General features: G+C 69.3%; 23 protein-coding genes and 1 CRISPR repeat array. Of the genes, 17 read left to right on the forward strand and 6 right to left on the reverse strand.

Annotation, left to right across the window (positions count from 1 at the left end; translation table 11 throughout):
- Nucleotides 1–95 precede the first annotated feature (95 nt).
- Nucleotides 96–581 (forward strand): thioesterase family protein, encoded by a 486-nt coding sequence (locus tag TSO352_RS01760; protein ID WP_109105675.1) that lies wholly within the window; start codon nucleotides 96–98, stop codon nucleotides 579–581.
- A 117-nt stretch (nucleotides 582–698) separates the two neighbouring features.
- A complete protein-coding gene (locus TSO352_RS01765; RefSeq protein WP_109105676.1) occupies nucleotides 699–1,124 on the forward strand; it encodes a VOC family protein in 426 nt (141 codons plus the stop codon).
- Nucleotides 1,125–1,257: 133 nt separating this feature from the next.
- On the opposite strand, the gene TSO352_RS01770 is transcribed toward TSO352_RS01765, so the two are convergent.
- Nucleotides 1,258–2,040: a lysophospholipid acyltransferase family protein gene (locus TSO352_RS01770; protein ID WP_109105677.1), complete on the reverse strand. Its 783-nt coding sequence runs from the start codon at nucleotides 2,038–2,040 to the stop codon at nucleotides 1,258–1,260.
- 163 nt (nucleotides 2,041–2,203) lie between these two features.
- Between TSO352_RS01770 and ftsE the strand changes: the two genes are divergently transcribed.
- The 4 genes from ftsE (at nucleotide 2,204) to TSO352_RS01790 (ending at nucleotide 4,721) form a co-directional block, all read left to right on the forward strand.
- Nucleotides 2,204–2,914: a cell division ATP-binding protein FtsE gene (gene ftsE, locus TSO352_RS01775; RefSeq protein ID WP_109105678.1), complete on the forward strand. Its 711-nt coding sequence runs from the start codon at nucleotides 2,204–2,206 to the stop codon at nucleotides 2,912–2,914.
- A gap of 4 nt (nucleotides 2,915–2,918) precedes the next feature.
- Nucleotides 2,919–3,812 (forward strand): hypothetical protein, encoded by an 894-nt coding sequence (locus tag TSO352_RS01780; protein ID WP_109105679.1) that lies wholly within the window; start codon nucleotides 2,919–2,921, stop codon nucleotides 3,810–3,812.
- Nucleotides 3,809–4,456, forward strand: coding sequence for a YdcF family protein (locus TSO352_RS01785; protein ID WP_348770533.1), 648 nt, complete (start codon nucleotides 3,809–3,811; stop codon nucleotides 4,454–4,456). Before TSO352_RS01780 ends, TSO352_RS01785 begins: the two co-directional genes overlap by 4 nt.
- A gap of 100 nt (nucleotides 4,457–4,556) precedes the next feature.
- Nucleotides 4,557–4,721 carry a hemin uptake protein HemP gene (locus tag TSO352_RS01790; protein WP_109105680.1) on the forward strand — a complete coding sequence of 55 codons (165 nt, stop codon included), beginning with the start codon at nucleotides 4,557–4,559 and terminating at the stop codon, nucleotides 4,719–4,721.
- Between the two features lie 108 nt (nucleotides 4,722–4,829).
- Here the strand turns inward: TSO352_RS01790 and TSO352_RS01795 are convergent, their stop codons facing one another.
- A complete protein-coding gene (locus TSO352_RS01795) occupies nucleotides 4,830–5,030 on the reverse strand; it encodes a cation transporter (RefSeq protein ID WP_109105681.1) in 201 nt (66 codons plus the stop codon).
- A gap of 374 nt (nucleotides 5,031–5,404) precedes the next feature.
- On the opposite strand from TSO352_RS01795, the gene TSO352_RS01800 reads away from it, so the two are divergent.
- Genes TSO352_RS01800 through TSO352_RS01820 form a run of 5 tightly spaced genes read left to right on the forward strand, consistent with a single transcriptional unit; the run spans nucleotide 5,405 to nucleotide 9,401 of the window.
- Complete coding sequence (locus TSO352_RS01800) at nucleotides 5,405–5,839, forward strand: SRPBCC family protein (RefSeq protein ID WP_109105682.1); 435 nt, start codon at nucleotides 5,405–5,407, stop codon at nucleotides 5,837–5,839.
- A gap of 45 nt (nucleotides 5,840–5,884) precedes the next feature.
- Nucleotides 5,885–7,276 carry a GntP family permease gene (locus TSO352_RS01805; RefSeq protein WP_109105683.1) on the forward strand — a complete coding sequence of 464 codons (1,392 nt, stop codon included), beginning with the start codon at nucleotides 5,885–5,887 and terminating at the stop codon, nucleotides 7,274–7,276.
- Entirely contained in the window at nucleotides 7,276–7,935 is a 660-nt protein-coding gene (locus tag TSO352_RS01810) for a 3-oxoacid CoA-transferase subunit A (protein ID WP_109105684.1), read from the forward strand. Before TSO352_RS01805 ends, TSO352_RS01810 begins: the two co-directional genes overlap by 1 nt.
- Before the next feature lie 17 nt (nucleotides 7,936–7,952).
- Nucleotides 7,953–8,606 (forward strand): 3-oxoacid CoA-transferase subunit B, encoded by a 654-nt coding sequence (locus TSO352_RS01815; protein WP_109105685.1) that lies wholly within the window; start codon nucleotides 7,953–7,955, stop codon nucleotides 8,604–8,606.
- Between the two features lie 6 nt (nucleotides 8,607–8,612).
- Entirely contained in the window at nucleotides 8,613–9,401 is a 789-nt protein-coding gene (locus TSO352_RS01820) for a 3-hydroxybutyrate dehydrogenase (RefSeq protein ID WP_109105686.1), read from the forward strand.
- A gap of 78 nt (nucleotides 9,402–9,479) precedes the next feature.
- Here the strand turns inward: TSO352_RS01820 and TSO352_RS01825 are convergent, their stop codons facing one another.
- The 4 genes from TSO352_RS01825 to dnaE form a co-directional block, all read right to left on the reverse strand.
- Nucleotides 9,480–10,793, reverse strand: coding sequence for a hypothetical protein (locus tag TSO352_RS01825; protein WP_109105687.1), 1,314 nt, complete (start codon nucleotides 10,791–10,793; stop codon nucleotides 9,480–9,482).
- Nucleotides 10,794–11,290: 497 nt separating this feature from the next.
- Nucleotides 11,291–12,244 (reverse strand): heparan-alpha-glucosaminide N-acetyltransferase, encoded by a 954-nt coding sequence (locus TSO352_RS01830; protein WP_109105688.1) that lies wholly within the window; start codon nucleotides 12,242–12,244, stop codon nucleotides 11,291–11,293.
- Nucleotides 12,241–13,149 (reverse strand): hypothetical protein, encoded by a 909-nt coding sequence (locus TSO352_RS01835; RefSeq protein ID WP_109105689.1) that lies wholly within the window; start codon nucleotides 13,147–13,149, stop codon nucleotides 12,241–12,243. Before TSO352_RS01835 ends, TSO352_RS01830 begins: the two co-directional genes overlap by 4 nt.
- A 470-nt stretch (nucleotides 13,150–13,619) precedes the next feature.
- A CRISPR array of direct repeats spans nucleotides 13,620–14,783; the repeat unit is 37 nt; unit sequence GCTTCAATGAGGCCCAGGCATTACTGCCCGGGAAGAC.
- Nucleotides 14,784–15,044: 261 nt separating this feature from the next.
- A complete protein-coding gene (gene dnaE, locus TSO352_RS01840; RefSeq protein ID WP_109105690.1) occupies nucleotides 15,045–18,536 on the reverse strand; it encodes a DNA polymerase III subunit alpha in 3,492 nt (1,163 codons plus the stop codon).
- Between the two features lie 311 nt (nucleotides 18,537–18,847).
- On the opposite strand from dnaE, the gene TSO352_RS01845 reads away from it, so the two are divergent.
- The 6 genes from TSO352_RS01845 (at nucleotide 18,848) to TSO352_RS01870 (ending at nucleotide 25,813) form a co-directional block, all read left to right on the forward strand.
- A complete protein-coding gene (locus tag TSO352_RS01845) occupies nucleotides 18,848–19,435 on the forward strand; it encodes a hypothetical protein (protein ID WP_247871844.1) in 588 nt (195 codons plus the stop codon).
- A gap of 118 nt (nucleotides 19,436–19,553) precedes the next feature.
- Entirely contained in the window at nucleotides 19,554–20,435 is an 882-nt protein-coding gene (locus tag TSO352_RS01850) for an EamA family transporter (RefSeq protein WP_109105692.1), read from the forward strand.
- 193 nt (nucleotides 20,436–20,628) lie between these two features.
- Nucleotides 20,629–22,851 (forward strand): hybrid sensor histidine kinase/response regulator, encoded by a 2,223-nt coding sequence (locus TSO352_RS01855; RefSeq protein WP_247871845.1) that lies wholly within the window; start codon nucleotides 20,629–20,631, stop codon nucleotides 22,849–22,851.
- Nucleotides 22,852–22,932: 81 nt separating this feature from the next.
- Nucleotides 22,933–23,247, forward strand: coding sequence for a DUF2892 domain-containing protein (locus TSO352_RS01860; protein WP_109105693.1), 315 nt, complete (start codon nucleotides 22,933–22,935; stop codon nucleotides 23,245–23,247).
- Nucleotides 23,248–23,439: 192 nt separating this feature from the next.
- The gene (gene ggt / locus TSO352_RS01865; protein ID WP_109105694.1) at nucleotides 23,440–25,227 is read left to right on the forward strand and encodes a gamma-glutamyltransferase; all 1,788 of its coding nucleotides are present in this window, start codon (nucleotides 23,440–23,442) and stop codon (nucleotides 25,225–25,227) included.
- Nucleotides 25,228–25,417: 190 nt separating this feature from the next.
- Nucleotides 25,418–25,813, forward strand: coding sequence for a hypothetical protein (locus TSO352_RS01870; RefSeq protein ID WP_109105695.1), 396 nt, complete (start codon nucleotides 25,418–25,420; stop codon nucleotides 25,811–25,813).
- Nucleotides 25,814–25,901: the final 88 nt, after the last annotated feature.

The following is a 25,901-nucleotide window of genomic DNA, read 5'->3' on the forward strand; positions in this document are numbered from 1 at the left end:
TGATGGACCGCCGGCTTTGAATGGCGGCGCCCGCGCGGGTCCCGGCACCACCTGGTTGCCGACGGAATCAGCGCGGAACAAGGATTGACCGAGTGATGCACGAGTTCAGCGAGCGGCTGCGCCGTCCCGACGACCACCCCAGCCACCGGCCGTTGCCGCCGGGCTGTTTCCGGGTGCAGCGGCCCATTCGCTTTTCCCACAGCGACCCGGCCGGGATCGTCTATTTCCCGGTCTATTTCGACATGTTCAACGGCGCGGTGGAGGACTGGTTCACCCAGGGACTGGACATCGACTACGCCAGCATGATCCTGGAACGGCGCCTGGGCCTGCCGATCGTCCACGCCGAATGCGATTTCCTGGTGCCGAGCCGGATGGGCGACACGCTGACGCTGGGCGTCCTGATCGAACGTCTGGGCCGCAGCTCGCTGCAACTGCGCATCAACGGCGAGAACCAGGGGCAGGTGCGGCTGTCGGGCAGCCTGACGCTGGTCACCACCTCGCTGGACAGCTTCGCCGCGGTGCCGATTCCCGACGACATCCGCGACGCGATGGAGCGCTATCGGGCCGGCTGCGGGGTCTGAACGTCCGGTCTGAATTTTTTTCAGGGCCGCTGTCGGCGCTGGTCGCGCCCATCCGTCCTTGGGGCAAGCCCGCCGGAACAGGCGGGCATCACCACGATGCAGGAAGGATGTTCAGCGATGACCGACAGCGCCGCGACCCTTGCCACCCCCGCCCAGGCCGACCGTCCGGTCCTGACCGGCGTCATCCCCTATCTCGCCATCAGCGATGCCGCCGCCGCGGCCGCGTTCTACACGCGGGCCTTCGGGGCCGAAGAGGTCTTCCGCCTGCCGGCCGAGGACGGGCGCCGGTTGATGCATTGCCACCTGACCATCAACGGCGGCCCGCTGATGTTCTCTGATTTCTGCGCGGAGTCGGCGCAGGCCAAGCCGCAGGGTTACCTGCTCCACCTCCAGGTCGACGATGTCGAAGCGTGGTGGTCCCGCGCCGTCGCCGCCGGGGCCGAGGTTGTGATGCCGCTGACCGACATGTTCTGGGGCGACCGCTACGGCCAGCTCCGCGACCCCTTCGGCATCACCTGGGCACTCGCCGCGCCGATCGGGTGAGGCGTCTATCCGGACAGCAGCGTCTCTGCGCTGATGGCCGACCTCGACGACGATGATGACTGAGTGACGACCGCATGGCCGGGAGCGATGGGCGCTCCCGATGCGAACAGGGCGGGAGGAGCGGACCGCTCCCTCACGACACCGCCGTCGCCGTCCGTTTGTCGCGGGCGGGCGCGGCGTCGGTCGGGCGGATGGTCGGCGGGCCGCCGGCGGCGACGGACAGGCGGTCGCTGGCGGCCTCCAGCCGGTCTTCCAGGTCGCGCATCGCCTCGCCGCGCGGCCGGCCGGGGAGGATCGGCGGCAGGAACTCAACCACCACCGTGCCGGGGCGTTTCAGGAAGCTGTGGCGCGGCCAATAGAGGCCGGCGTTCAGCGCCATCGGCACGATCGGGATGCCCAGGCTGTCGTAGAGGACGCCGACGCCGACCCGGTAGGGCTTGTAGGTGCCGGGGGCGACGCGGGTGCCCTGCGGGAAGATCACGATGGGCCGGCCCTGGTCGCGGACCGGGCGGGAGTTGCGGATCAGCGACTTGATCGCCGCCCCGCCGGCACCGCGGTCGACCGGGATCATCTTCGCCTTGGCGGCGTACCAGCCCCAGATCGGGATCCACATCAGCTCGCGCTTCAGGATGATCGCCGGATCCTCGACCAGCAGGTGGAGCTTCATCGTCTCCCAGGCCGACTGGTGCTTGGCCGCCAGCAGGAAGGGGCCGTCGGGCAGATTCTCCCGCCCGCGCACCTCGTAGCGGATGCCGACGAGCGTGCGCTCCAGCCAGCCGACGCTGCGCAGGTACCACATCACGACCGCCACCATCTGCGGACGCGGCAGCAGCAGCATCCACAGCAGGGCGAAGCACAGCAGCGCGGTCCAGAGGTGGAACGCGATGTTGAAGGCAAGGGACCGGATCCAGATCATGGCCGGCAACTTGTCAGGTCTTCGTCCACTTCTCAAGTATTCCGCGTCCCCGCCGGGCGCCCTGCCGCGGCTGGAGGGGCGGCGAGGGGCGGCGGGGTGGACTCGGCCGGGGCGCGGGTGCATTGTCCCCGGCGCGGACGGTTGGCGAGGCTGTGGTGGGACCGTGATTCGTTTCGAGAATGTCGGCTTGCGTTACGGCAGCGAGGCGGAGGTGCTGCGCGATGTCAGCTTCACCCTTCCGCCGGCGTCCTTCCATTTCCTGACCGGGGCCAGTGGGGCGGGCAAATCGTCGCTGCTGAAGCTGATGTATCTGGCGCACCGTCCGTCGCGCGGCCTGATCACCCTGTTCGGCCGCGACATGGCGCTGGTCACCCGCGCCGAACTGCCGGAGCTGCGGCGGCGGATCGGCGTGGTGTTCCAGGACTTCGCGCTGCTCGACCATCTGTCGGCGCTGGACAATGTGGCGCTGCCGCTGCGGATGGCCGGGACGCCGGAGGCCGACATCGTCGCCCACTGCACCGAGATTCTGCGCTGGGTGGGCTTGGGCAACCATCTGCACGCCAAGCCTTCCACCCTGTCGGGCGGCCAGCAGCAGCGCGTCGCCATCGCCCGCTCGGTCATCAACCGGCCGCGCCTGCTGCTGGCCGACGAGCCGACCGGCAACGTCGACGACGGCATCGGCATGCGGCTGCTCTACCTGTTCGAGGAACTGCACAAGCTGGGGACCACCGTGGTGATCGCCACCCACAACGAGGCGCTGATCCGCCGTTTCGACCATCCGCGCCTGCATCTCGACAACGGCCGCCTGCTGGTGATGCCCGCCCGCGGGGCAAGGGCGCAGGATGGCCGCGTCCGCGATGGGGAGTGGGAGTAGCGGCATGGCGCTTCGTCCGGTGCGGCCCCGTTCCGACCTGCCGCTGGCGGTCGATCCCAGCTCGCGCTTCCTCGGCTGGATCACCGCGCTGATGGTGTTCCTGGCGGCGCTGGCGCTGGCCGGCGCCATGGTGGTGTCCGACATGGCGCGGCGTTGGGACAACGGGCTGGCCGGCGGGCTGACCGTGCAGGTCGCCCCGATGCCGGGCGCGCCGGTGCCGCCGCTGGACGAGCGGGTGGAAGCGGCGCTGACCGTGCTGCGCGCCTCGCCCGGCATCCGGTCGGCGACCGTGCTGTCCGGCGGCGAGATCGCCCGGCTGCTGGAGCCCTGGCTCGGCCCGGGGGCGGCGGACCCGCTGCTGCCGATGCCACGGCTGATCGACGTCACCACCGAAGGGCCGGTCGACGTCGCCGCGCTGACGCTGCGCCTGACCTCCGCCGCGCCGGGGGCGACGCTGGACGACCACGCGGTGTGGCTGGCCGACCTGCGCTCCTTCGCCGGGGCGGTGCGGCTGGCGGCGCTGGGGGTGGTCCTGCTGGTCGGGGCGGCGGCGGTGACGACCGTGGTGTTCGCGGTGCGCACCGGGCTGGCCATTCACCGGCCGGTGGTGGAGCTGCTGCACCTGATGGGCGCCACGGACCGCTATGTCTCGCGCCAGTTCGAACGGCATGTCGTCGGCTTGAGCCTGCGCGGCGGCGCGGTCGGGCTGCTGCTGGCCGGGGGCACGCTGTTCGGGCTGCACCGCGCCTCGCAGGGGCTGCGGGCCAGCCTGCTGCCGAGCCTGTCGCTGGAGCCCTGGCAATGGGCGGCGCTGCTGCTGGTGCCGGGGGCGGTGGCGCTGTTGGCGCTGGTGACCACGCGCTGGACCGTGCTGCGCACGCTGGAGTCGATGCCGTGATCCGGGCCGGCAGCCGGCGGCGGGGCGGGACGATGGCGCGGGCGGTCGGGCATCTGCTGACCGGCGCCGTGCTGCTGGCGGTCGCCTGGACCGCTGGGCTGGTCTGGTACGCCGCCGACGTGCCGCGCACCGCCCCCGACGCGCAGCGGACGACCGACGCCATCGTCGTGCTGACCGGCGGCAGCAACCGGCTGAGCACCGGGCTGGAGCTGCTGGCCGCCGGGCGGGCGCGCAAGCTGTTCGTCTCCGGCGTCTACGACGGCGTCGACGTGCAGGAGCTGTTGAAGCTGTCCCGCCGGTCGCCGACCGAGATGGAATGCTGCATCACGCTGGGCTATTCGGCCGACAGCACCATCGGCAACGCCTACGAGACGGCGGACTGGATGCGCGACCAGGGCTTCCGCTCGCTGCGGGTGGTGACGGCCAACTACCACATGCGGCGCAGCCTGCTGGAACTGGGGATGGCGATGCCCGACGTCGAGCTGGTCCCCCATCCGGTGGTCGCCCCCACCGTCCACCTCGACGACTGGTGGATGTGGCCGGGGACCGCCAACCTGCTGGTGAACGAGTACAACAAGCTGCTGGCCGCCACCCTGCGCACCCAGGTCCACCGGGCGGTCGGGCCTTACCCAAAAAGCGAATGAGAATGACTTGCAATTAGCCGGCGTCGCGGCTAACGTCGCTTCAGGGTTCAGGCCCAGGCAACGCAAGCCCGCATCGTCCGCTCAGCAGGAAAGACACGCCATGCACGACAGCGCCGTTTCCGCTCCCGCCTCCTTCGCCATCTCCCTTCCGGTGGTCGAATCGGCCCGCCTGATGTCGGGCAGCCGCGAGATCGTGATCCAGCACGCCGGGCAGAGCTACCGCCTGCGCGTGACCCGCGCCAACAAGCTGATCCTCACGAAGTAGGACCGGCTTCACAGAACCTTCCGGGACGACGTCACCGAGAATGGGCGCTGGCCGCACGGGCCGGGCGCCCATTTTCGTTTCCGGCGGGTTCTTGTCCGGCGGACGCCCTTACGCCTGGCCCGTCACCTCATAGCCGGCGTCCTCGATCGCCTGGCGGATGGCGGTCTCGTCGGCGCTGCCCTCGACCGCAACCTCGCCGGCCTTGAGGTCGACCAGCGCCCGCTCGACCTTGGGCAGGGCCTCCACCGCCTTGGTCACAGTCTGGGCGCAGTGGCCGCAGGTCATTCCGGAAACCTTCAACGTCAGCATGATCGTCTCCTGTGTGTGCGTGGGTCTCGTGGGATGGATGACAGCCTGAGGCTTCCAGCGATGGGAAGGTCAAGCCGGTTTCCGGGCAGGAAGTTGGTGCCTGCGGACCTCATCAAACCGCCCGCTCCGCCGGTTCGTTGCACGGGCTCCCCGATGTCTCGAATAAGAGACTTAGTCTCGTTTTAAAGACGCCATTTCCACGAACCGTCTCATTCCAGAGACGGACCCGATCGTCGGTTCCGACCGCGACAGCCGGTAAATCCAACACTTTCAACGGAATCTTTCCCGGTCTCCAATCATCCGCCTTCTGGCACGCGCCTTGCTGATACGGATGCATGCACCCCGTCCGGGGGCCGTCACCGAGAGAGCCCGCGATGCCGCTGGTCACCACCACCACCCTTCTGCCCGTCCCGGCGCGCCACCTGTGGCCGCTGGTGCGGTGGGATGGTGCGTTGGGCGACTGGTATCCCGGTGCGGCGTCGATGACGGTCGACACTGCGGAGACGGGGCGCGCGGAGAAGGGGGCCTTGCGGTGCCTGCGGCTCTATGACGGGTCGCGGGTGGTCCACCGGCTGGAGCATGTCAGCCGGGTCGACGACGCCTACACCTACGCGGTGATCGAGGGGCCCTATCCGGTGGCCGAGCTGCTGGCCCAGATCCGCCTGCGCCCGGAAGGCGACGCGCAGGCGGTGCTGATCTGGACCGCGACCTTTCACCCGCTCGACCGTTCGGAGGCGGACGCCGAACGCTTCGTCCGCGACCTCTACGACGCCGGCTTGGCCCGGCTGCGCGGGCTGCTGCGCCCGTAATCCAAGACAACACCTCAAGAAAAACACCGAGGGAGCATCGTCCACATGAGTTTCCTGATCTGCGTGGGAGCGCTCGCGTTCCTGATGCTGGTCGCGTACCGCGGCTTCAGCGTCATCCTCTTCGCGCCGGTGGCGGCGCTGGGGGCCGTGCTATTGACCGACCCGTCCGCCGTGCCGCCGGTCTTCACCGGCCTGTTCATGGACAAGATGGTCGGCTTCGTGAAGCTGTACTTCCCGGTCTTCCTGCTGGGCGCCGTGTTCGGCAAGGTGATCGAGCTGTCCGGCTTCTCCAAGTCGATCGTCTCGGCCGTCATCAAGCTGGTCGGGCGCGAGCGGGCGGTGACCTCCATCGTGCTGGTCTGCCTGCTGCTGACCTACGGCGGCGTGTCGCTGTTCGTGGTGGTCTTCGCCGTCTACCCCTTCGCCGCCGAGATGTTCCGGCAGGGCGACATCCCCAAGCGCCTGATCCCCGGCGTCATCGCGCTGGGCGCCTTCACCGTCACCATGGACGCGCTGCCGGGCACGCCGCAGATCCAGAACATCATCCCCACGACCTTCTTCAAGACCGACGCCTACGCCGCCCCCTGGCTGGGGCTGATCGGCGCCGCCTTCATCCTGGTGGTCGGGCTGGCCTATCTGGAATGGCGCGTGCGGTCCGCCATCGCCCGCGGCGAGGGCTATGGCAGCGGCCACACCAACGAGCCGGAGACGGTCGCGGCCGAAGCCCTGCCGAACCCGCTGCTGGCGCTGTCGCCGCTGGTCGCGGTCGGCGTGCTGAACAAGCTGTTCACCCTGGCGATCCCCGGCATCTACGGCGCGACCAGCGAGGTGGCGCTGACCCCCGGCGCCAAGCCGCTGGTCACCCAGGTCTCCGGCGTCGCCGGCATCTGGGCGGTGGAAGGGGCGCTGCTCTGCGGCATCCTGATCGTGCTGGCCTTCGCCTGGAAACCGGTGTCGCAGCGCTTCGCCGAGGGCACCAAGGCCGCCATCGGCGGCTCGCTGCTCGCCTCGATGAACACGGCGTCGGAATACGGCTTCGGCGCGGTGATCGCGGCGCTGCCCGGCTTCCTGGTCATCCGCGACGCGCTGCAGTCGATCCCCAACCCGCTGGTGAACGAGGCGGTGACCGTCACGGCGCTGGCCGGCATCACCGGCTCGGCCTCGGGCGGCATGAGCATCGCGCTGGCCGCCATGGCCGACCAGTTCATCACCGCCGCCAACGCCGCCGGCATCCCGATGGAGGTGCTGCACCGCGTCGCCGCCATGGCCAGCGGCGGCATGGACACGCTGCCGCACAACGGCGCCGTCATCACCCTGCTGGGCGTCACCGGTTTGACCCACCGGCAATCCTACGGCGACATCTTCGCCGTCACCTGCATCAAGACCCTGGCGGTCTTCGTCGTGATCGCCGTCTACTACCTGACCGGAATCGTCTGATGAAGAACAAACTGATTTCCCTGGAGGACGCGGTCGCGCTCATTCCCGACGGCGCCTCGCTGCTGATCGGCGGCTTCATGGCCGTCGGTGGTCCCAACCGCCTGGTGGACGAGCTGATCCGCCAGGGCAAGCGCGACCTGACCATCATCGCCAACGACACGTCGCGCCCGACCTACGGGCTCGGCAAGCTGGTGGTGGAAAAGCTGGTGCGCAAGGTCGTCACCAGCCACATCGGCCTGAACGCCGACACCCAGAAGCAGATGATCGCCGGCGCGATCGAGGTGGAGCTGGTGCCGCAGGGCACGCTGGCCGAGCGCATCCGCGCCGGCGGCGTCGGGCTGGGCGGCGTCCTGACCCCCACCGGCGTCGGCACCATCGTGGAGGAGGGCAAGCGCACGGTCGAGATCGACGGCACCACCTATCTGTTGGAACTGCCGATCAAGGCCGACTTCGCGCTGGTGTCCGCCAAGCAGGCCGACCTGTACGGCAACCTGACCTACGCGCTGACCGCCCGCAACTTCAACCCGCTGATGGCGATGGCCGGCGCCACCGTGATCGCCGAGGCCGAGGACATCCTGCCGGTCGGCTGCATCCCGCCCGACGCCGTGATGACGCCGTCGGTGCTGGTCGACCACATCGTCACCACCGCAGCGCGCTGATTGGGGAGAACACAGTCATGGATGAAAAGACCCTGATCGCCAGGCGCGTCGCGCTGGAGCTGATGGACGGCGACCTCGTCAACCTGGGCATCGGCCTGCCGACGCTGGTCGCCCGCTACGTCCCCGCCGGCCGCCATGTGTTCTTCCAGTCGGAGAACGGCATCGTCGGCATGTCCGGCCCGATCACCGGGGCGGAGAACCACGACCTGACCGACGCCGGCGGCTCGCCGATCTCGGCGCTGCCGGGGGCGGCGTCCTTCGACAGCGCGCTGTCCTTCGGCCTGATCCGCGGCGGCCACCTGGACGTCACCGTGCTGGGCGGCCTGCAGGTCGACCGTGCCGGCCGTCTGGCCAACTGGATGGTGCCCGGCAAGATGGTGCCCGGCATGGGCGGCGCCATGGACCTCGTCACCGGCGCCCGCCGGGTGATCGTCGCCATGCAGCACAGCGCCAAGGGCGAACCGAAGATCGTCGAGCACTGCGCCCTGCCGCTGACCTCGGTCCGCCGGGTCGATCTGGTGGTAACCGACCTTGCGGTGATCGAGCCGACCGACGCCGGGCTCGTCTTGAAGGAAACCGCCCCCGGTGTCACGGTGGAGCAGGTCCTCGCCAACACCGGCTGCGAGCTGATCATCGCGCCGGACCTCCGTTCCATGCCGATCGAAGGATAAAGAACAATGACCAGTCTGAAGGGGAAGGCCGCGCTCGTCACTGGGTCCACCAGCGGGATCGGCCTTGGAATCGCACGGCAACTGGCGGCGCAGGGCGCCGACCTGATGCTGAACGGCTTCGGCGACGCCGCCCACATCGCCGAGCTGTGCCGGTCGCTGTCGACCGAATTCGGCGTGCGCGTCGCCCACAACGGCGCCGACATGTCGAAGCCGGCGGAGATCGAGGCGATGGTCGCCGCCGCCGAGGCGGCCTATGGCCGGGTCGACGTGCTGGTGAACAACGCCGGCATCCAGCATGTGGCGCCGGTCGACGCCTTCCCGGTGGAGCGCTGGGACGCGGTGATCGCCATCAACCTGTCGGCGGTGTTCCACGGCACCCGCGCCGTGCTGCCGGGCATGAAGGCGCGCGGCTGGGGCCGCGTCATCAACATCGCCTCGGTCCACGGGCTGGTGGCCTCGGTCAACAAGTCGGCCTACGTCGCCGCCAAGCACGGCGTCATCGGCCTGACCAAGGTGACGGCGCTGGAGCTGGCGGAGACCGCCATCACCTGCAACGCCATCTGCCCGGGCTGGGTGCTGACCCCGCTGGTGCAGAAGCAGATCGACGCGCTGGCGGCGACCCGCGGCGTCTCGGTGGAGGAGGCCGGCCGCGAGCTGCTGAGCGAGAAGCAGCCGTCCAAGTCCTTCGTCACCCCGGAGCAGTTGGGCGAACTGGCGGTGTTCCTGTGCTCCGACGCCGCCGGCAACATGCGCGGTGCGTCGCTGACCATGGACGGCGGCTGGACGGCGCAGTGAGCGTGGCGCTCTGATACCAAGACCGTGGGGCCGGCAGCGTGTGCCGGCCCCACGGTCTTGGCCCCTTGAAGGCCCCGATCAGCTCGCCGGCTGGATGGTCCGCGTCACCTGCGTCGGATCGATGCCGAAGAACTGGAAATAGTGCCAGACGTGGATCAGCGCCACGGCGTCCAGGAACGGCCCCGACGTGGTGACCGTGCTGGTCGGCAACGAATACTGGCTCCAGCCGCCGGTGCCCCCGGTGCCGCCCGTCTTGTTCCAATAGGTCAGCGGGAAGCTGCCGGTCAGCCCCTTGGTGTTCAGAAGCCGCGCCACCAGCGCCGCGGTGCCCAGCCCCTGGGCGGCGGTGGCGATGCCGCCGAAATAGGTCGCGATCTTGTTGGTCGACGAGCTTTCCTCGTTGGCCAGCTCCATCGTCTGGGTCTGCAGGGTGACCGGAACGCTCTTGGTGTTGAAGTCGTAGAAATAGGCTTGGCAGGCCGGGTTGGGGTAGGTGATGGTCGTGTAGCTGTCGATCAGGTCGATGACGTGCGCCCAGGCGCAGGGGACGACGTCCTGCACGTCGAAGATCGGCGTGTTCAGGGTCGTGACCTGGTTGCCGGTGTTGCTCGTGACCGGCGTCGGCCCGAAATGCAGGCCCCATTTCAGCGCGAACATGCCGTTGCCCGGGGTGGGGCCGGCGGTCGGCATGGCGCAGACGCTGCCGCCGTTCGTGGTCCAGCTGGTCAGGCTGGGCAGCAGCTGGTAGGCCAGCGTCGGCGACAGGGCGCCGCCCAGGCTGTGGCCGGTGAAGATGATCTTGCTGCCGGAATGGCCGCTGGCCGGCTTCAGCGCGGTCAGGTAGCCGGCGAGGTCGAGCGTGTCGCCGTTCTGGTCGACCATCTGGGTCAGCAGGTTGTAGATGCCGGTCGCCGTGCCCAGCGTGACCTGCTGGACCAGCGGGTTGGTGAGGCCGCCGACCGGAGGGGCGCTGAGGTCGGTCAGCGGGAAGTCGACCATCGCCTTCGGCCCGACCTTCGCATCCTCCAGCACCCAGTCGAAGGCCGACGCCGGGTTGGTGCCGGCCATCGCGACGACGTAGCTGTCCTGCGACGGGCTGTAGACGACGACCAGCGCGTTGTCGGCTTCGTTGTCGTCGTTGTTCTGGTAGACGGCGGGGCCCCAGGTGATTTCCCAATCCTGGCCGATCAGCTGGCTGCCCATGCTGTCGATCAGGCCGTTGACCGTCAGGGTCGGCGAACCGGGGCCGAGGGTCCAGGTCCAGCTTCCGCCCTTGCCGAAGGCCAGGGACAGGAACTGCGCCAGTTGCGGCGCCGTGCCGGTGACGTTGCTGGCCGCGTTGGACACCCAAGAGAACAGGAAGCTGGTCTGGGTCAGATCATAGCTGGGCATGGAACCCTCCCGGTTCAGATGCAAGGTCTCGCCCCTCCGTTTTGGAGGTGAAAAACCTATATGCGTCTCCCGCAGTGAGAGTGAGTCGCAAATTGAGTCTTTTTGCGACGGTAAACTTTGCAGAAATGCAACTGATGAAATAGATGGTTGGGGCAGTTGACGGGAGTGGCTGTGTTTTCCCGGAAACACTCTTTCGCCAGGCGCAGATCGGCGCATCTTTTCAATGAGCGGACTTGCGTGTATTGCAATTTTCTGTTGCGCGGTCCCGGCCAGGTGGGTGTAGGGCAATCGCGTGAAGGCGACGGCGATTTCTCGGAAGGAATGACGCAGGCGGATTGCACGGATCAGGCCGGATCAGAGATGCCAAGGCCCATCGGTACGGAGCGCGCGGCACCGAGCCGTTCCGTGACATCCGATCTCGATTCGTGCACTCCGTGTCGAGCCCTGTCCGTGCGGCCCGCGCGTCGCGTTCAGGCGATGGACCTGCGGGCGGGTGGTCAGGGCTTGCGGCAGGCCGCCACCGCCGCCTCCAGCCCCGCCTGTCCGCGCGGGTCCAAACGACCGGCCGGGCGATCGGCCGGCCGGTTGGCGACGAAGCCGTCCCACATCCCCGTCCGCATCAGTTCCGACTGCACGCAGCGGCAATTCGTCGTGCAGGTGGCGGGCGCCACGCCGGCGCTTTCGCAGCTCGCCACGCAGGACGCCAGGAAGTTCCGCACCACCGGCGGTTCCGCCGGGGCGGCGTGCGCCAGCAGCCACATCAGGCCGAACAGCAGCGGCTGGTGGATCAGGTAGACCGCCAGGCTGTGCCGCCCGGCCCAGGCCAGCCCGCGCCCGGCACGGCCGGACACCGCCACGCCCGTCCCGATTCCCGGCCACAGCCGCCCGAGGCCGATGCCGGCGAGCACGCCGCCGATCCAGGGCAGCAGCGGCACGAAGTCGTTGGAATCCGGCGCCACCGTCGTCAGGCCGATCCAGCGCAGCGCCGGGTTGTCGAAGACCGGGAAGGACAGGATCTGCCCCGCCAGCACCGCCGCGGCGGCCAGCACCAGGGTCAGCCACGCCGGCAGGCGGACAAAGGCGAGGCCGATCACGCTCGCCACCGCGATGTGGTGCAGCACGCCGAAGAAGATCGGGCTGTCGGGAAACAGCGCGTAGGACGCCGCCGACACCGCCGCGGCCCCCGCCGCCACCCGGCCGAGCCGGCGCAGGAAGCGCCCGCGGTCCAACCCGCCCTGTGTGGCGAGCACCAGCCCGAGCCCCGCCAGCAGCAGGAAGCTCGACAGGATCGCCGTGCGGGCGGCGAGCCACAGCGGGTCGCCCAGCAGGTCGAACCGGGCCAGCCCGAAGAAGCTGGCGTCCCAACTGGCGTGATAAGCCGCCATGGCGACCAGCGCCAGCCCGCGGGCGACGTCGATCGCCGGCCGGCGCGTGGAAACCGAAAGGCTCATTCCCGGAAGGTTCCTCTTGTGTCGTCGCTGGCGAGTCCCACGCCGAAAATCCAGCCCTCGCGCCGGCGCGCCGTGTCGTCGAGGCCGGGCGGGCTCCACGCCTGCGGCCGGGCGGCCAGCCAGCGCAGGCCCGCCGCCGACACCAGCGCGTCGCTGTCATGGTCGCTGACCGCCCCGGTCCGCTCCAGCGGCCGGGAGCCGAGTGGCACCAGCGCGCCGTCCAGATCGGCGGCGTCGCGGATCTTGCGCTGGCCGAAGCCGGTGTGTTTCAGGAACAGGCGGGGGTAGATCTCGACCATCACGCTCCGTCCCGGAGCCGGATCGTCGAAGGGCCAGACCGCCAGCCGCCCCGGCAGCGCCGCCCGCAAGGCGCGCAGCACCCGCATCCCGGCGAGCGCCCCCTTGCCCACCTGTTTGGAGCCGATCAGCTTGTAGGGGCTTTGCGGGTGGCCCAGCCCGTCGGCCCGGCAGGCCCATTCGGTCGCGCGGTGCGGGTCGTCGTACCAGTCCGGCTGCGGCCCGCCGCGCCAGAATCCGGCGCCATGGACGGCGTGTTCGACGAAGGGGGCGCCGCCGAAGTCCGGCTCGTCCGCGCAGGCCGCCTCCACCGCGTCCCACAGCTCGAAGGCGGTGGCGTCCCCGCCGGGAAAGCCGCGCCCGGCCACCGCGAAGGGCAGGGAAAAGGCGCAGTCGATGCCGACCAGCGCCGGCCCGCGCGCCAGCTCCGCCCGCAGCCAGTCGAACACGGCGGTCCGCGACCACCAGCCGGCGGCCGCCTCGACCAGCGTTGGCGCCTCATCACCCGGCCCGCACGCCGCCACGGCGACGCCGGCGTAGCGTTTGCCGCGTGCCCCCGACCAGTCGATGGCGATGAAACGGCTGAAACCGGGCGCGGGATCGGGCATGGGACCGAGGCTGGGGACGAGGATGGGCGATGGCGCCACCCTCACCATTAGCCGAGCACCCGGCACCCGGGCAACCGCCATTCCACCGAGCCCCGACCGGATGTGGGCCGCTCGGCGGAACCGCCAGAACGAAAGCAGGCCGACGTCGCAGCGATGATCAAGGAGCGTCAATGAGGCCCGGGCGTTTGGTGCCCGGGAAGACGGTCATCGAAAACGGGTTGGCCGTCGTCGTGTCACCGCTTCAATGAGGCCCAGGCATTACTGCCCGGGAAGACGGGGATGTCGACGACGGCTCCCATGGCTCACAGCCCTCCGCTTCAATGAGGCCCAGGCATTACTGCCCGGGAAGACGGCTAGGTCGTCCACAATCCTATCCTGCTCGAGTTCCGCTTCAATGAGGCCCAGGCATTAGAGTGCGGATCAGAACCGGTGTGGGGCTGAGGAAAACCAATGGCTTCAGCGCATCGGACCGGGGTTTTGATAGACACTCTTACTGCCCGGGAAGACCCGGAGAACGTCTTCCTTCATGCTGTCCGCGAATTTCTCGCTTCAATGAGGCCCAGGCATTACTGCCCGGGAAGACATGGCGGTGTCCTCAGGCGGAGGGGGTGGCAGCTTCGAGCTTCAATGAGGCCCAGGCATTACTGCCCGGGAAGACGCAAAGGATGCAGTGGATTGCACCGTTTCCGACCCCGAGCTTCAATGAGGCCCAGGCATTACTGCCCGGGAAGACGGCCTGATCCTGGCGCCTTCCTCGACTGCCGGGCGGCGTGCTTCAATGAGGCCCAGGCATTACTGCCCGGGAAGACTGTCCGGGCAATCGAACAGCGGGTCGCAAATGGACGCGCTTCAATGAGGCCCAGGCATTACTGCCCGGGAAGACCAGCAAACCCATCTGAAAGGCACTGCCGGCCAAAGACGGCTTCAATGAGGCCCAGGCATTACTGCCCGGGAAGACCCGGCTGCTCGATACGTGGACGCTGAACAACAATCTGGCTTCAATGAGGCCCAGGCATTACTGCCCGGGAAGACGTGTTCGCCGCCGCCGTCATGGCACATCTCCGGGGGTGAGCTTCAATGAGGCCCAGGCATTACTGCCCGGGAAGACCTTGGCGCAGCAGGATCTGCTCGACGGCTACGACCGCGCTTCAATGAGGCCCAGGCATTACTGCCCGGGAAGACGCCAGCATCGCCGATATCTGGCGCGGCCCAGGTCACCCCAAGCTTCAATGAGGCCCAGGCATTACTGCCCGGGAAGACCCCGCCGCCTGCACCCAGGCCGGCGGCTGCTCGATCGAGCTTCAATGAGGCCCAGGCATTACTGCCCGGGAAGACATGCGCTCGGCTCCCGCGACAAATCCTGGCAACCTGGCGCTTCAATGAGGCCCAGGCATTACTGCCCGGGAAGACCCAGTTGGTCGGGCGGTTCGGGGTCGATGCCTGCTCGGAGCTTCAATGAGGCCCAGGCATTACTGCCCGGGAAGACGGCCACGCCGGCGTGATCAAAGACCTGTCCGCCGCGATGCTTCAATGAGGCCCAGGCATTACTGCCCGGGAAGACGGCGTCGTTCTCCAGCCGGTAGCGGATTGCGGGCGCGCTTCAATGAGGCCCAGGCATTACTGCCCGGGAAGACAGGTCGTTTTCCAATCCCCTGTGCCGGAACGGGGAATCGGTGTGTTTTCGAGCGGTTCCCGATTCTGGCGGGTTGGTCAGGTTTTTCGATCCTGCTTCGTTCTGAACGATGTCAAAGATCCCAGCGAAATCAACGGCCGAGCCCGCGCGAGCGGTGCCGGAGGTTTCGGGTGTGCCGGACCGCTCGCATCGGCGGGCGGCGGTGCATGCTAGCACGCGTGCCGCTTGCGGTTCCATCGCGGTGTCGCAGCCGGGGGATGCCTCACAGCTCCGCCACCTCCACCACGCCCGGCACCGCCTTCAGGGCGGAGCGGCTTTGCGCGGTGATGGTGTAGCTGCCGGGCAACTCGATCTCGACCTCCTTCAGCGGGTCGATCTCGACCAGCAGGTTGATGCGGCTGCGGCCGCGCGACAGCCGTTCCAGCGTGGCGCGCAGCGGCTCGATCGGGGCCTCGTCGCGCAGCACCACGCGCAGGCCGGCGCTGACCGAGGCGACGGCCTCTTCCAGCGGCTTGATCTCCTGGCAGGTCAGGCGGACCTCTTCGCCGTTCAACTGGGCGTCGACGGTCATCAGCACCGGGCGGCCGGGTTCCAGCAGGTCGCGGTTGGCGGCCAGCACCTCGGAGAACAGCGTCACCTCATAACCGCCGGTGGCGTCCGACAGCTCGACGAAGGCGAAGCGGTTGCCGGACTTGGCGGTCTTCTCCTTCTTCGACACGACGATGCCGGCCATCTTGTAGCGGGTCGAGCCGCCCCGGGCGATGGCGGTCTGCAGCTCGGCGGAGCGCACCACCTTCATCCGGCCGAGCGGCCCGGAATAGGCGTCCAGCGGGTGGGCCGACAGGTAGAAGCCGATGGAGCCGAACTCGTGCTTCAGCTTCTCCAGCGGTTCCCAGTCCTTGACCTTGGGCAGGTCGGGTTCCGGCAGGCCGCCGCCACCGCCGCCGAACAGGTTGCCGATGCCGCTGTCGCGCTCCGCCGCCTCGGCCTGGGCGTAGCGGATGATGGTCTCCAGCGCGGCGTGGACCTGGGCGCGGTTGGGGTTCAGCCCGTCGAAGGCGCCGGCGCAGGCCAGGTTTTCCAACTGGCGCTTGTTGATGGTCTTGAGGTCGAGCCGGCGGGCGAAGTCGAACAGGCTCTTGTAGGGGCCGTTCTTCCGCCGCTCCTCCACCACCGCGCGCATGGCCGGCTGGCCGACGCCCTTGACCGCGGCGAGCGCGTAGCGCACCGCCTTGCTGCCGTCGGGCAGCAGCTCCACCCCGAAGATCGCGTCGGACCGGTTGATGTCCGGCGTCAGCAGCCGGACGCGCAGCCGCGCCAGCTCCTGCCGGAAGACGTTCAGCTTGTCGGTGTTGCCGAGGTCGAGCGTCATCGACGCCGCCATGAACTCCACCGGGTGGTTCGCCTTCAGGTAGGCGGTGTGGTAGGCGACCAGCGCGTAGGCGGCGGCGTGGGACTTGTTGAAGCCGTAGCCGGCGAACTTGTTGACCTGATCGAAGATCATGCTGGCGCGGTCGGGGTCGACGCCGCGCCCGGCGGCGCCCTCGATGAACTTGCCGCGCTCCTTGTCCATCTCCTCCTTGATCTTCTTGCCCATGGCGCGGCGCAGAAGATCGGCGCCGCCCAGCGAATAGCCGGACAGCACCTGGGCGATCTGCATGACCTGTTCCTGGTAGATCATGATCCCGAAGGTTTCCTTCAGGATGCCTTCCAGGCTGTCATGCATGTAGTCGGGCTTTTCCTCCCCGTTCTTGACCCGGATGTATTTCGGGATGTTGTCCATCGGGCCGGGGCGGTACAGCGACACCAGCGCGATGATGTCCTCCAGCCGGTTCGGCTTCATCCGGCGCAGCACGTCGCGCATGCCGGAGCTTTCCAGCTGGAACACGCCGGTCGCCTCGGCGCGGCTGAGAAGCTGGTAGCTCTTCTCGTCGTCCAGCGGGACGGTGGTCAGGTCGGGCTTCTCGGCGATCAGGTCGACCGCGGTCTTCAGCACGGTCAGCGTCTTCAGGCCGAGGAAGTCGAACTTCACCAGTCCGGCCTGCTCGACATACTTCATGTTGAACTGGGTGACCGGCATGTCCGACCGCGGGTCGCGGTACAGCGGCACCAGGTCGTGCAGCGGCCGGTCGGAGATCACCACGCCCGCCGCGTGGGTCGAGGCGTGGCGGTACAGCCCTTCCAGCCGCAGCGCGATGCCGATCAGGTGGCGGACGGTGTCGTCGCTGTCGCGCGCCTGCCGCAGCATCTCCTCGCTGTCCAGCGCCTGCTGCAGCGTGACCGGGTTGGCCGGGTTGTTCGGCACCATCTTGCAGATCTTGTCGACCTGCCCGTAGGGCATCTGCAGCACGCGGCCGACGTCGCGCAGCACGGCGCGCGCCTGCAGCTTGCCGAAGGTGATGATCTGGGCGACGCGGTCGTAGCCGTACTTGTTCTGGACGTAGCGGATGACCTCTTCGCGGCGGTCCTGGCAGAAGTCGATGTCGAAGTCGGGCATCGACACGCGTTCCGGGTTCAGGAAGCGTTCGAACAGCAGGCCGAAGCGCAGCGGGTCGAGGTCGGTGATGGTCAGCGCCCAGGCGACGACGGAGCCGGCGCCCGAACCGCGGCCCGGCCCGACCGGGATGTCCTGGTTCTTCGCCCATTTGATGAAGTCCGACACGATCAGGAAGTAGCCGGGGAACTTCATCGAGACGATGACGTCCAGCTCGAACTCCAGCCGGTCGAAGTAGGTCTTGCGGGTCTCATCCCGCTGTTCCGGCGTCATCTCGGGCGTGTAGACGACCTTTTCCAGCCGCATCTCCAGCCCGGCGCGCGACTGGGCGCGCAGCTCGTCATCCTCGGTCCGGCCGCCTTCGCAGGCGAACGGCGGCAGGATCGGCTTGATCGGCTTCAGCAGGAAGGAGCAGCGCCGGGCGATGGCCACCGTGTTGTCCACCGCCTCCGGCAGGTCGGCGAACAGCAGCCGCATCTCCTCCGCCGACTTGAAGCGGTGGTCGGGGGTCAGGCGGCGGCGGTCCTCCTGGCTGAGATAGGCGCCCTCGGCGATGCAGAGCAGCGCGTCGTGCGCCTCGTACATGTCCTCGGTGGCGAAATAGCAGTCGTTGGTGGCGACCAGCGGCAGGTCGTGGGCGTAGGCGAGGTCGATCAGCGCCGGCTCGATGGCGTTTTCCAGCGTGGCGAAATGGCCGCGCCCGCCCTCGTGCCGCTGCAGCTCGACATAGAGCCGGCCGGGGAACAGCGCCTTCAGCCGTTCCAGAACCTCCAGCGCCAGATCCGCCTGCCCCTCGCCCAGCAGCCGGCCGACCGATCCGCCGGGGCCGCCGGTCAGCGCGATCAGCCCGCCGGAATGACCCTCCAGCGCCTCCAGCGGCACCTGGGGGCCGGCCAGCGGGTCGGATTCCAGGAAGGCCTTGGACACCAGCTTCATCAGGTTGCGGTAGCCCTCGTCGTTCTGGCAGAGCAGGACGATCTGGTCGGGGGTGGACGCCGCCTTGCCGGGCAGGCCGGGCCGGGTCTGGGCCGGGCCGACGCGGGTGATGCCCAGCACGGTGCCGATGATCGGCTGGATTCCGGTGTCGGCGGCGGCCAGGGCGAACTCCAGCGCGCCGAACAGGTTGCCGGTGTCGGTGACCGCGACGGCCGGCATCTGCTGCTTGTGGCAGAGCTTGACCAGCTCCTTCACCTTGATGGCGCCTTCCGACAGCGAATAGGCGGAGTGGACGCGCAGGTGGATGAAGTCGGCGTGGGGCATGACGACCGTGGGGCATCGTGACGGGGCCCCCGGTTCTAGCACAGCCCGGGCGGTTCCCGCGACCGTGAGGTCGCCACTGCCCGCGACCGTGAGGTCGCCGCCGCCCGCGACCGTGAGGTCGCCGCCGCCAGCGACCGTCGCCCGACGGATGCGAACGTGGTATGCAGGACGCCGCAACGGGACGCCGTAACAGACGCCGTAACGAAACCAGGGATGGGGAGGACGCCGCGATGGATCGGCCGCACCTTGCACCCGTCGCCCGACCGCGGTTGGCCCTCCGGGGCCGCCGGACCGTCCGGGCGGCGACGCCTTTGACCCTGCTGACCGGCCTCGCGCTGGCGCTTGCCGCCTGCGAGACGGTGCCGCCGCCGCCCGCCGCCCCGCCCGCCGCCGCCGGGCTGGCGGACGGCCCGGCCAAGCCGTTCGGCACCGGCAAGGGCTGGACCGTCACCGTCCACACGCCGCCCGGCGGCAAGCCCTTTTGCGTGGCGGAACGCGGCCGGCCGGGGGAGGCGCCCGATGGTGCGCCCGCCGGCACGCCGCCGGGCACGCCGCGTCTGGCCTTCCGCGCCGGGGCGGCGGAGTCGGGCTTCATCCTGTCCGGCTTCACGCCGTCCGACAGCGGCGCGACCGTCAAGCCGGGCGAACGCTACGACCTGGTCGCCAGCCTCGACCAGGGGGCCCGCCTGACGCTGAGCGCCCGCGGCCTGCCGGACGGCAGCCTGTACGTCGCGGTGCCGACCAAGAGCTACCTGGACGAGTTCGAGGCGCTGGCCCGCGGCCGCCGCGTCGGCTTCCGCAGCACCGGGCTGGGCGAACTGGGCACGGCGCTGCTGTCCGGCACTTCCTGGGCGATCAACGCGTCCGACGAATGCCGGATCCTGCACGCCGATTCGTGACCACCCCGTCGCCGCCCCCGCCCGTGGGCGGCAACCCCGGCGCGCAGGCCAGCCACGCGATGGACGCGAGGTGGTGACGCATTGACCATTTCGGGGATGCCCGTTTAGCCTCTCCACCATGCGCGCTTCCCACATCCTGCTCGCCGTGGCGGTCGCCGCCGTCTGGGGCTTCAACTTCGTCGCGATCAAGGTCGGATTGCGCGATTTCCCGCCGCTGCTGTTCTCGTGCCTGCGCTTCGCGCTGGCGGCGCTGCCGCTGCTGGTGCTGGGCTGGCGGCAGGGGCCGCCGGTGCCCTGGCGCCTGGTGATCGGCATCGGCGTGATGCTGGGGGTGGTGAAGTTCCCGCTGCTGTTCCTGGGCATCGATGTCGGCATGCCGGCGGGGCTCGCCTCGCTGGTGCTGCAGGCGCAGGCCTTCTTCACCGCCATCTTCGCGGCCTTCGCGCTGGGTGACCGGCCGGGACCGCGCCAGATCCTGGGCATGCTGGTGGCGTTCGCCGGCGTCGGCCTGATCGCGACCGAGCTGCCGGCCGGCGAATCGTTGCTCGGCCTTGGCCTGACGCTGGCGGCGGCGGCGGCCTGGGGGGTGTCCAACATCCTGATGAAGCAGGCCAAGGCCCCCGACCTGTTCCGCCTGATGGTCTGGGTCAGCCTGATCCCGCCGCTGCCGCTGCTGATCCTGTCGGCGGCGCTGGAGGGGCCGGACCGCATCGTCCATGCCTTCACCACCCTGACGCTCGTCGGGGTCGGCTCGCTGCTCTACATCGCGGCGGCGGCGACCCTGTTCGGCTTCGCCGCCTGGGGTTTCCTGATGCGGCACTACCCGGCCAGCCTGGTGGCGCCCTTCTCGCTGCTGGTGCCGATCTTCGGCATGAGTTCCAGCGCGCTGTTCCTGGGCGAGACCTTCACCACCGCCAAGCTGGCCGGCGGCGTGCTGGTCTTCGCCGGCCTTGCCCTGTCGGTGCTGAAACTGCCGGCCCCGGCGCGGGTGCGGGCCTGAGCCGTCGTCCGGTAAAGGTCCTATTAACCTTGACGCTCTTGACGGGGCGTTGTGGCCTCCAGATCATCGCGGCCGAGCAGGCCCTTCAGATCGCCGGCACACCGTGAGACCAAGCGACAGCTCCGCACCTCCCCCAGACGCGCGGCCCGCCGCGCCGCCGGACGCGCAACCGGGCACCCCGCCGACGCGCTGGATGGCCGATCTGCGCGCCAGCCGGCCGCTGCGCATCCTGCTGTTCATCGGCATGGTGTCGGTCGCCGTCGTGCTGGCGGCGACCGTCCACTACATCGGCAGCATGCGCGCCCGCGAACTGGCGGGGGCCGAGCGCGAGCTGTCGACCCTGAACCTGTCGCTGGCGGAGCAGACGGCGCGCGCGATGCAGAGCGTCGATCTGGTGCTGACCAACATCATCGACCAGTTGAAGGCCGACCGGATCACCAGCGCGGAGGATTTCCGCCGCCGGCTGGCCGGCTCCGACACCCATCTGATGCTGAAGGCGCGGATCACCGGGGTGCCGCAGCTCGACGCGGTGACGATGATCGACGTCGACGGCCGCCTCGTCAATTTCTCGCGCTATTTCCCGATCCCGACGGTCGACGTGTCCGACCGCGACTATTTCGCCTATCTGCGCGACCACGACACCGACCAGCCCTTCATCAGCGAGCCGGTGCGCAACCGCGGCAACGGCAGTTGGACGATCTATCTGGCCCGCCGGGTCAGCGGGCCGGACGGCGCCTTCGCCGGCCTGGTGCTCGGCGCCATCGAACTGAGCTATTTCGAGGCGCTGTACAAGGCGCTGCAACCCGAGGCGGACGGCAGCATCAGCCTGTGGCGGCGCGACGGCATCCTGCTGTCCCGCTACCCGACGCTGCCCGGCGTCGGCGAGCCGCTGGGGCGACGCCACTTTCTGGAAGTGCTGTCGCAACGGAACAACGGGGTGTTCCTTGCTCCCGGCGGGCTGGACGACGGCGTCGCCCGGTTGGTGGCGACGCGGGCGCTGCCCGACTATCCGCTGGTCGTCAACGTGACGCGGACGCTGGACGGGGTGCTGGCCGGCTGGCGGTTGCAGGCGTGGTCGTTCGCCGCCGCGGGGCTGGTCGGGATCGCGGCGCTGCTGCTGGCGCTGTGGGCGCTGGCCCGCCAGTTCCGCGCCTACGAGGCGGCGACCCAGGCGATGGACGCCGCCCGCCGGGCGGTGGAGGGTCGCGAGCAGGCCGAGCACGCCCTGCGCCAGAGCCAGAAGATGGAGGCGATCGGCCAGTTGACCGGCGGCGTCGCCCACGACTTCAACAACCTGCTGCAGGCCATCGGCATCAACCTCCACGTCATCGAGAGCCGCAGCGACGACGAGCGTGTCGTCGGTCCGGCCCGGCTGGCCTTGCAGGCGGTGGAACGCGGCGCCACCCTGACCCAGCATCTGCTCGCCTTCTCGCGCCGGCAGCAGTTGCGGCCGGCGATGGTCGACGTCGACGAACTGGTCGGCCGGCTGTGCCGGCTGCTCGACCGCACGCTGGGCTCGTCGGTGCGGCTGGAGGTGCATGTCGATCCCGCCCTGTGGCCGGCGATGATCGACCCGACCCAGTTGGAGATGGCGCTGCTGAACCTGGCGCTGAACGCCCGCGACGCCATGCCCGGCGGCGGCACGCTGTGGATCCTGGCGGAAAACCGGACGAGCGGCGGCACCGATCCGGCCACCGGCCTCGCCGCCACCGGCTTGGCGCCGGGCGACTATGTCGCGGTGCGGGTGCGCGACACCGGCACCGGCATGCCGCCGGAGGTCGCGGCCCGCGCCTTCGAGCCCTTCTTCACCACCAAGGAGGTCGGGCGCGGCACCGGACTCGGCCTCAGCATGGTGCATGGGCTGGCCACCCAGTCCGGTGGCGGCGTCACGCTGGACAGCCGGCCGGGCAAGGGGACGACGGTGACGCTCTACCTGCCGCGCGCCCACCGCGGCAGCGGCGCGGAGGACGGCGCCGCCCAGGCCGCGGCCCAAGCCGGGGACGGCGAGCCGAACGCCGCGTTGTCCACCGATCCGGTGACCGGAGGCGGCTGCGTCATCCTGCTGGTGGAGGACGAGGAGCTGGTGCGCACCGCGACCGCCGACTATCTGGTTCAGGCCGGCTTCTCGGTGCGCGAGGCGGCCGACGCGCACGGAGCGCTGACGCTGCTCGACGGCGGCTTCCAGCCGGACGTGATCGTCACCGACCACATGATGCCGGGCATGACCGGGCTGGACATGGCCCGGGCGCTGCGCACCCGCGGCGACGCGACGCCGATCCTGATGGTCACCGGCTATGCCGAGGACCTGACCTTCTCGGCCGCCGGGAGGGAGGTCGGGATGACCGTGCTGTCCAAGCCGATCGAGCCGTCCCGGCTGGCGCGCTCCATCCGCGACCGGGTGCAGGCGGCCGGCTGAAACAAGGGGCCGGCGGGAACAGACGGGCGCCATCCGGCGTTGGAAGGGGCGACCTTCCCCCAACCTGGAATCGGAGCCGCCATGAGCGCCCAATCGACGATCCGCCATGCCTACGACAGCATGACCGAAGGCAGCACCAACCTCAGCATGGGCGAGCGCATCGTCTCCACCGGCCTCGGCCTCGCCGTCGCCGCCGGCGGCCTGCGCAAGGGGGCGAGCGTCCCCGGCGCCATCATGGGGCTGGTCGGCGCCGCCCTGGTCGCCCGTGGCATGAGCGGTCATTGCCCGATCAAGGAACGGCTGTCCGGCGACCATCAGGACCATATCGGTCACGACGACGGGTCCTATGGCGCCTCGCCAGGCGTCGGGCGTTCCGTGATGGCGGATCAGCACTGACCGGCGGCGTGGGGCCACAGCCGTTCACCAATGGTCGCACCCCATTCACCGGGATGAGCCACGCCATTGACCCTTATGGTGAATTGTTGGGCAGACCAGCGACAGGCTGATGGCGGGGCCCCGCGGGTGTGTCATCCTGCCCACCCGTGCCGGCGCCCCGCACCTGTCGTCCCGTTCAGGAGATTCACCCCCATGCGGTTCCCCGCTTTCCGGTCCCGATCCGCCGTTGCGGCCGTGGTGGCGCTGTGCGTCGGGTTGCCGACGGCGCTGCCGGTGCCGGCCTTCGCGCAGACGGCCCCCACCGCCGCGGCGCCGGCCGCGGCGCTGCCGCCGGTCCGCTACGACGTCGACGACGACATCTTCCATCCCGCCCGCGCGGCGAACGGGATGGTCGCGTCGGAGCACCGGCTGGCGACCGAGATCGGTGTCGACATCCTCAAGCGCGGCGGCAACGCCGTCGACGCGGCGGTCGCCGTCGGCTTCGCGCTGGCGGTGGTGCTGCCGAACGCCGGCAACGTCGGCGGCGGCGGCTTCATGATCGTCCATGATGCCAAGACCGGGAAGGACGTCGCCATCGACTTCCGCGAGATGGCCCCGGCCAAGGCCTTCCGCGACATGTACCTGGACGACCAGGGCAAGGTGGCGGCCGACCGCTCGCTCTACACCCATCTGGCGGTCGGCATCCCCGGCACCGTCGCCGGGCTGACCCACGCCCAGGAAAAATACGGCACGCTGCCGCTGGCCGAGGTTATGGCGCCGGCGATCAAGCTGGCGCGCGAGGGCTACACCGTCACCCCGCAGCTCGCCGGCCTGCTGGAGGTCGAGCGTGACCATCTGGCCAAGTGGGACGCCACCCGCGCCATCTTCTTCAAGGGCGACCGCCCGCTGACCGCGGGCGAGACGCTGGTCAACACCGACCTCGCCGACTCGCTGGAGATGATCGCCCGGCAGGGGGCGAAGGCCTTCTACGAGGGGCCGATCGCCGACAGGATCGCCGCGGAGATGGCGGCGCACGGCGGCGGCATCACCAAGGACGACCTGAAGGCCTACAAGGTGGTGGAGCGCGAGCCGGTGTCGGGCACCTACCGCGGCTACACGGTCAAGTCGATGCCGCCGCCCAGCTCCGGCGGGACGCACATCATCCAGATGCTGAACATCCTGGAACGCTGGCCGCTGAAGGATTACGGCCCCGACAGCGCCAGGACGATCCACCTGATGGCGGAGGCGATGAAGCTGGCCTACGCCGACCGCTCCGAGTATCTGGGCGATCCCGACTTCATCAAGGTGCCGGTGAAGGGGCTGACCTCGCGCGCCTACGCCGACGAGCTGGCGGCGAAGATCGACCCGGAGAAGGCCACCCCGGCCGGCAGCATCAAGCCCGGCAAGCCGGCCCCCTATGAAAGCGACCAGACCACCCATTTCTCGGTCGCCGACGCCCAGGGCGACGTGGTCAGCACCACCTACACCCTCAACCTCAACTTCGGCAGCGGCATCGTCGCCGCCGGCACCGGCATCCTGCTGAACAACGAGATGGACGACTTCTCGGCCAAGCCGGGCGTGCCCAACGCCTTCGGGCTGATCGGCGGCGACGCCAACGCGATCCAGCCCTACAAGCGGCCGCTCAGCTCGATGTCGCCGACCATCGTGCTGAAGGACGGCAAGCCCTGGCTGGTCACCGGCAGCCCGGGCGGCAGCCGCATCATCACCACGACCATGGAAACCGTGATCGACCACATCGATTTCGGCTTGAACCCGGCGGAAGCCGCCGCCCTGCCGCGCGTCCATCACCAATGGACCCCCGACGAGCTGCGGGTGGAGAAGGGCCTGAGCCCCGACACCGTCCGGCTGTTGCAGCAGATGGGCCACAAGGTGGTGGTGAAGCCGACGATGGGCCGCACCCAGACCATCCAGCGGCGCGACGACGGGCTGTACGGCTATTCCGACCCGCGCAACCCCGACGGCATGACCCTCGGGTACTGACCGGATGGCCGGACCGGCGCCCGCGACCGCTGCGGGTGCCGGTCCGCCGTTACAATTCCCGTATACAAAGAAAAAACGGCGTGCTTTGGTACCCGGTGATCCGCCGTGCCCGATGGGCGCGGCAACGGAACAGTTGGCTTAAGGCGGGCCGGTCGGTTAGCCTTTGCAGGAGTGAACCGGAGCATTTGCCGTGGATAAGGCCTTGGTCGAAAAGAACCGCGAATGGACCTTTCAGCGTGAAGGAAGGCCGCCCGTCAGCATCCGGGTCGCCGATTTCGAACGCGAGGGAAAACGCATCGTCGCCTTCCTGGAGCAGACGGACATCGCCAAAGCGGCGGGGACGCCCCAGCCAGCCGTGAACGAGTGGCCGGGCATCGCCGAAGCCTACGCGAAGGAGCAGGGCGTCACGCTCGGCGACATCTATTGGTACGAGCTGCACCCGCGCCGCTTCGCCAACGGTCGGCCCAACGTGTCGGAATACCGGCCCGGCAACGCCGAATGGCGGTTCGAAACCAGCATCCCGCTCGCCCGCGCCATCGTCGAGCAGCTGGGCTTCGATCCCGACAACCTGCCGCTGGATATCTGAGCCGGCCCCGAACCGGCGCTGCCCCCGTGCCCCGATCGCACTGTGATGCGTCGGGGAAGCGGTGTACAATAGTGGCCTTGCGCGTGCC

This window comes from Azospirillum sp. TSO35-2, assembly GCF_003116095.1.
In the GTDB taxonomy this organism is placed as follows: Bacteria; Pseudomonadota; Alphaproteobacteria; order Azospirillales; family Azospirillaceae; genus Azospirillum.

What these genes read in the sequence shown, in the direction of transcription:
- TSO352_RS01760 (WP_109105675.1), top strand. Translation starts at nt 96, where the DNA reads ATGCACGAGTTCAGCGAGCGGCTGCGCCGTCCCGACGACCACCCCAGC.
- TSO352_RS01765 (WP_109105676.1), top strand. Translation starts at nt 699, where the DNA reads ATGACCGACAGCGCCGCGACCCTTGCCACCCCCGCCCAGGCCGACCGT.
- TSO352_RS01770 (WP_109105677.1), bottom strand. Translation starts at nt 2,040, where the DNA reads ATGATCTGGATCCGGTCCCTTGCCTTCAACATCGCGTTCCACCTCTGG.
- TSO352_RS01780 (WP_109105679.1), top strand. Translation starts at nt 2,919, where the DNA reads ATGGCGCTTCGTCCGGTGCGGCCCCGTTCCGACCTGCCGCTGGCGGTC.
- TSO352_RS01790 (WP_109105680.1), top strand. Translation starts at nt 4,557, where the DNA reads ATGCACGACAGCGCCGTTTCCGCTCCCGCCTCCTTCGCCATCTCCCTT.
- TSO352_RS01795 (WP_109105681.1), bottom strand. Translation starts at nt 5,030, where the DNA reads ATGCTGACGTTGAAGGTTTCCGGAATGACCTGCGGCCACTGCGCCCAG.
- TSO352_RS01800 (WP_109105682.1), top strand. Translation starts at nt 5,405, where the DNA reads ATGCCGCTGGTCACCACCACCACCCTTCTGCCCGTCCCGGCGCGCCAC.
- TSO352_RS01805 (WP_109105683.1), top strand. Translation starts at nt 5,885, where the DNA reads ATGAGTTTCCTGATCTGCGTGGGAGCGCTCGCGTTCCTGATGCTGGTC.
- TSO352_RS01810 (WP_109105684.1), top strand. Translation starts at nt 7,276, where the DNA reads ATGAAGAACAAACTGATTTCCCTGGAGGACGCGGTCGCGCTCATTCCC.
- TSO352_RS01815 (WP_109105685.1), top strand. Translation starts at nt 7,953, where the DNA reads ATGGATGAAAAGACCCTGATCGCCAGGCGCGTCGCGCTGGAGCTGATG.
- TSO352_RS01820 (WP_109105686.1), top strand. Translation starts at nt 8,613, where the DNA reads ATGACCAGTCTGAAGGGGAAGGCCGCGCTCGTCACTGGGTCCACCAGC.
- TSO352_RS01825 (WP_109105687.1), bottom strand. Translation starts at nt 10,793, where the DNA reads ATGCCCAGCTATGATCTGACCCAGACCAGCTTCCTGTTCTCTTGGGTG.
- TSO352_RS01830 (WP_109105688.1), bottom strand. Translation starts at nt 12,244, where the DNA reads ATGAGCCTTTCGGTTTCCACGCGCCGGCCGGCGATCGACGTCGCCCGC.
- TSO352_RS01835 (WP_109105689.1), bottom strand. Translation starts at nt 13,149, where the DNA reads ATGCCCGATCCCGCGCCCGGTTTCAGCCGTTTCATCGCCATCGACTGG.
- dnaE (WP_109105690.1), bottom strand. Translation starts at nt 18,536, where the DNA reads ATGCCCCACGCCGACTTCATCCACCTGCGCGTCCACTCCGCCTATTCG.
- TSO352_RS01850 (WP_109105692.1), top strand. Translation starts at nt 19,554, where the DNA reads ATGCGCGCTTCCCACATCCTGCTCGCCGTGGCGGTCGCCGCCGTCTGG.
- TSO352_RS01855 (WP_247871845.1), top strand. Translation starts at nt 20,629, where the DNA reads ATGGCCGATCTGCGCGCCAGCCGGCCGCTGCGCATCCTGCTGTTCATC.
- TSO352_RS01860 (WP_109105693.1), top strand. Translation starts at nt 22,933, where the DNA reads ATGAGCGCCCAATCGACGATCCGCCATGCCTACGACAGCATGACCGAA.
- ggt (WP_109105694.1), top strand. Translation starts at nt 23,440, where the DNA reads ATGCGGTTCCCCGCTTTCCGGTCCCGATCCGCCGTTGCGGCCGTGGTG.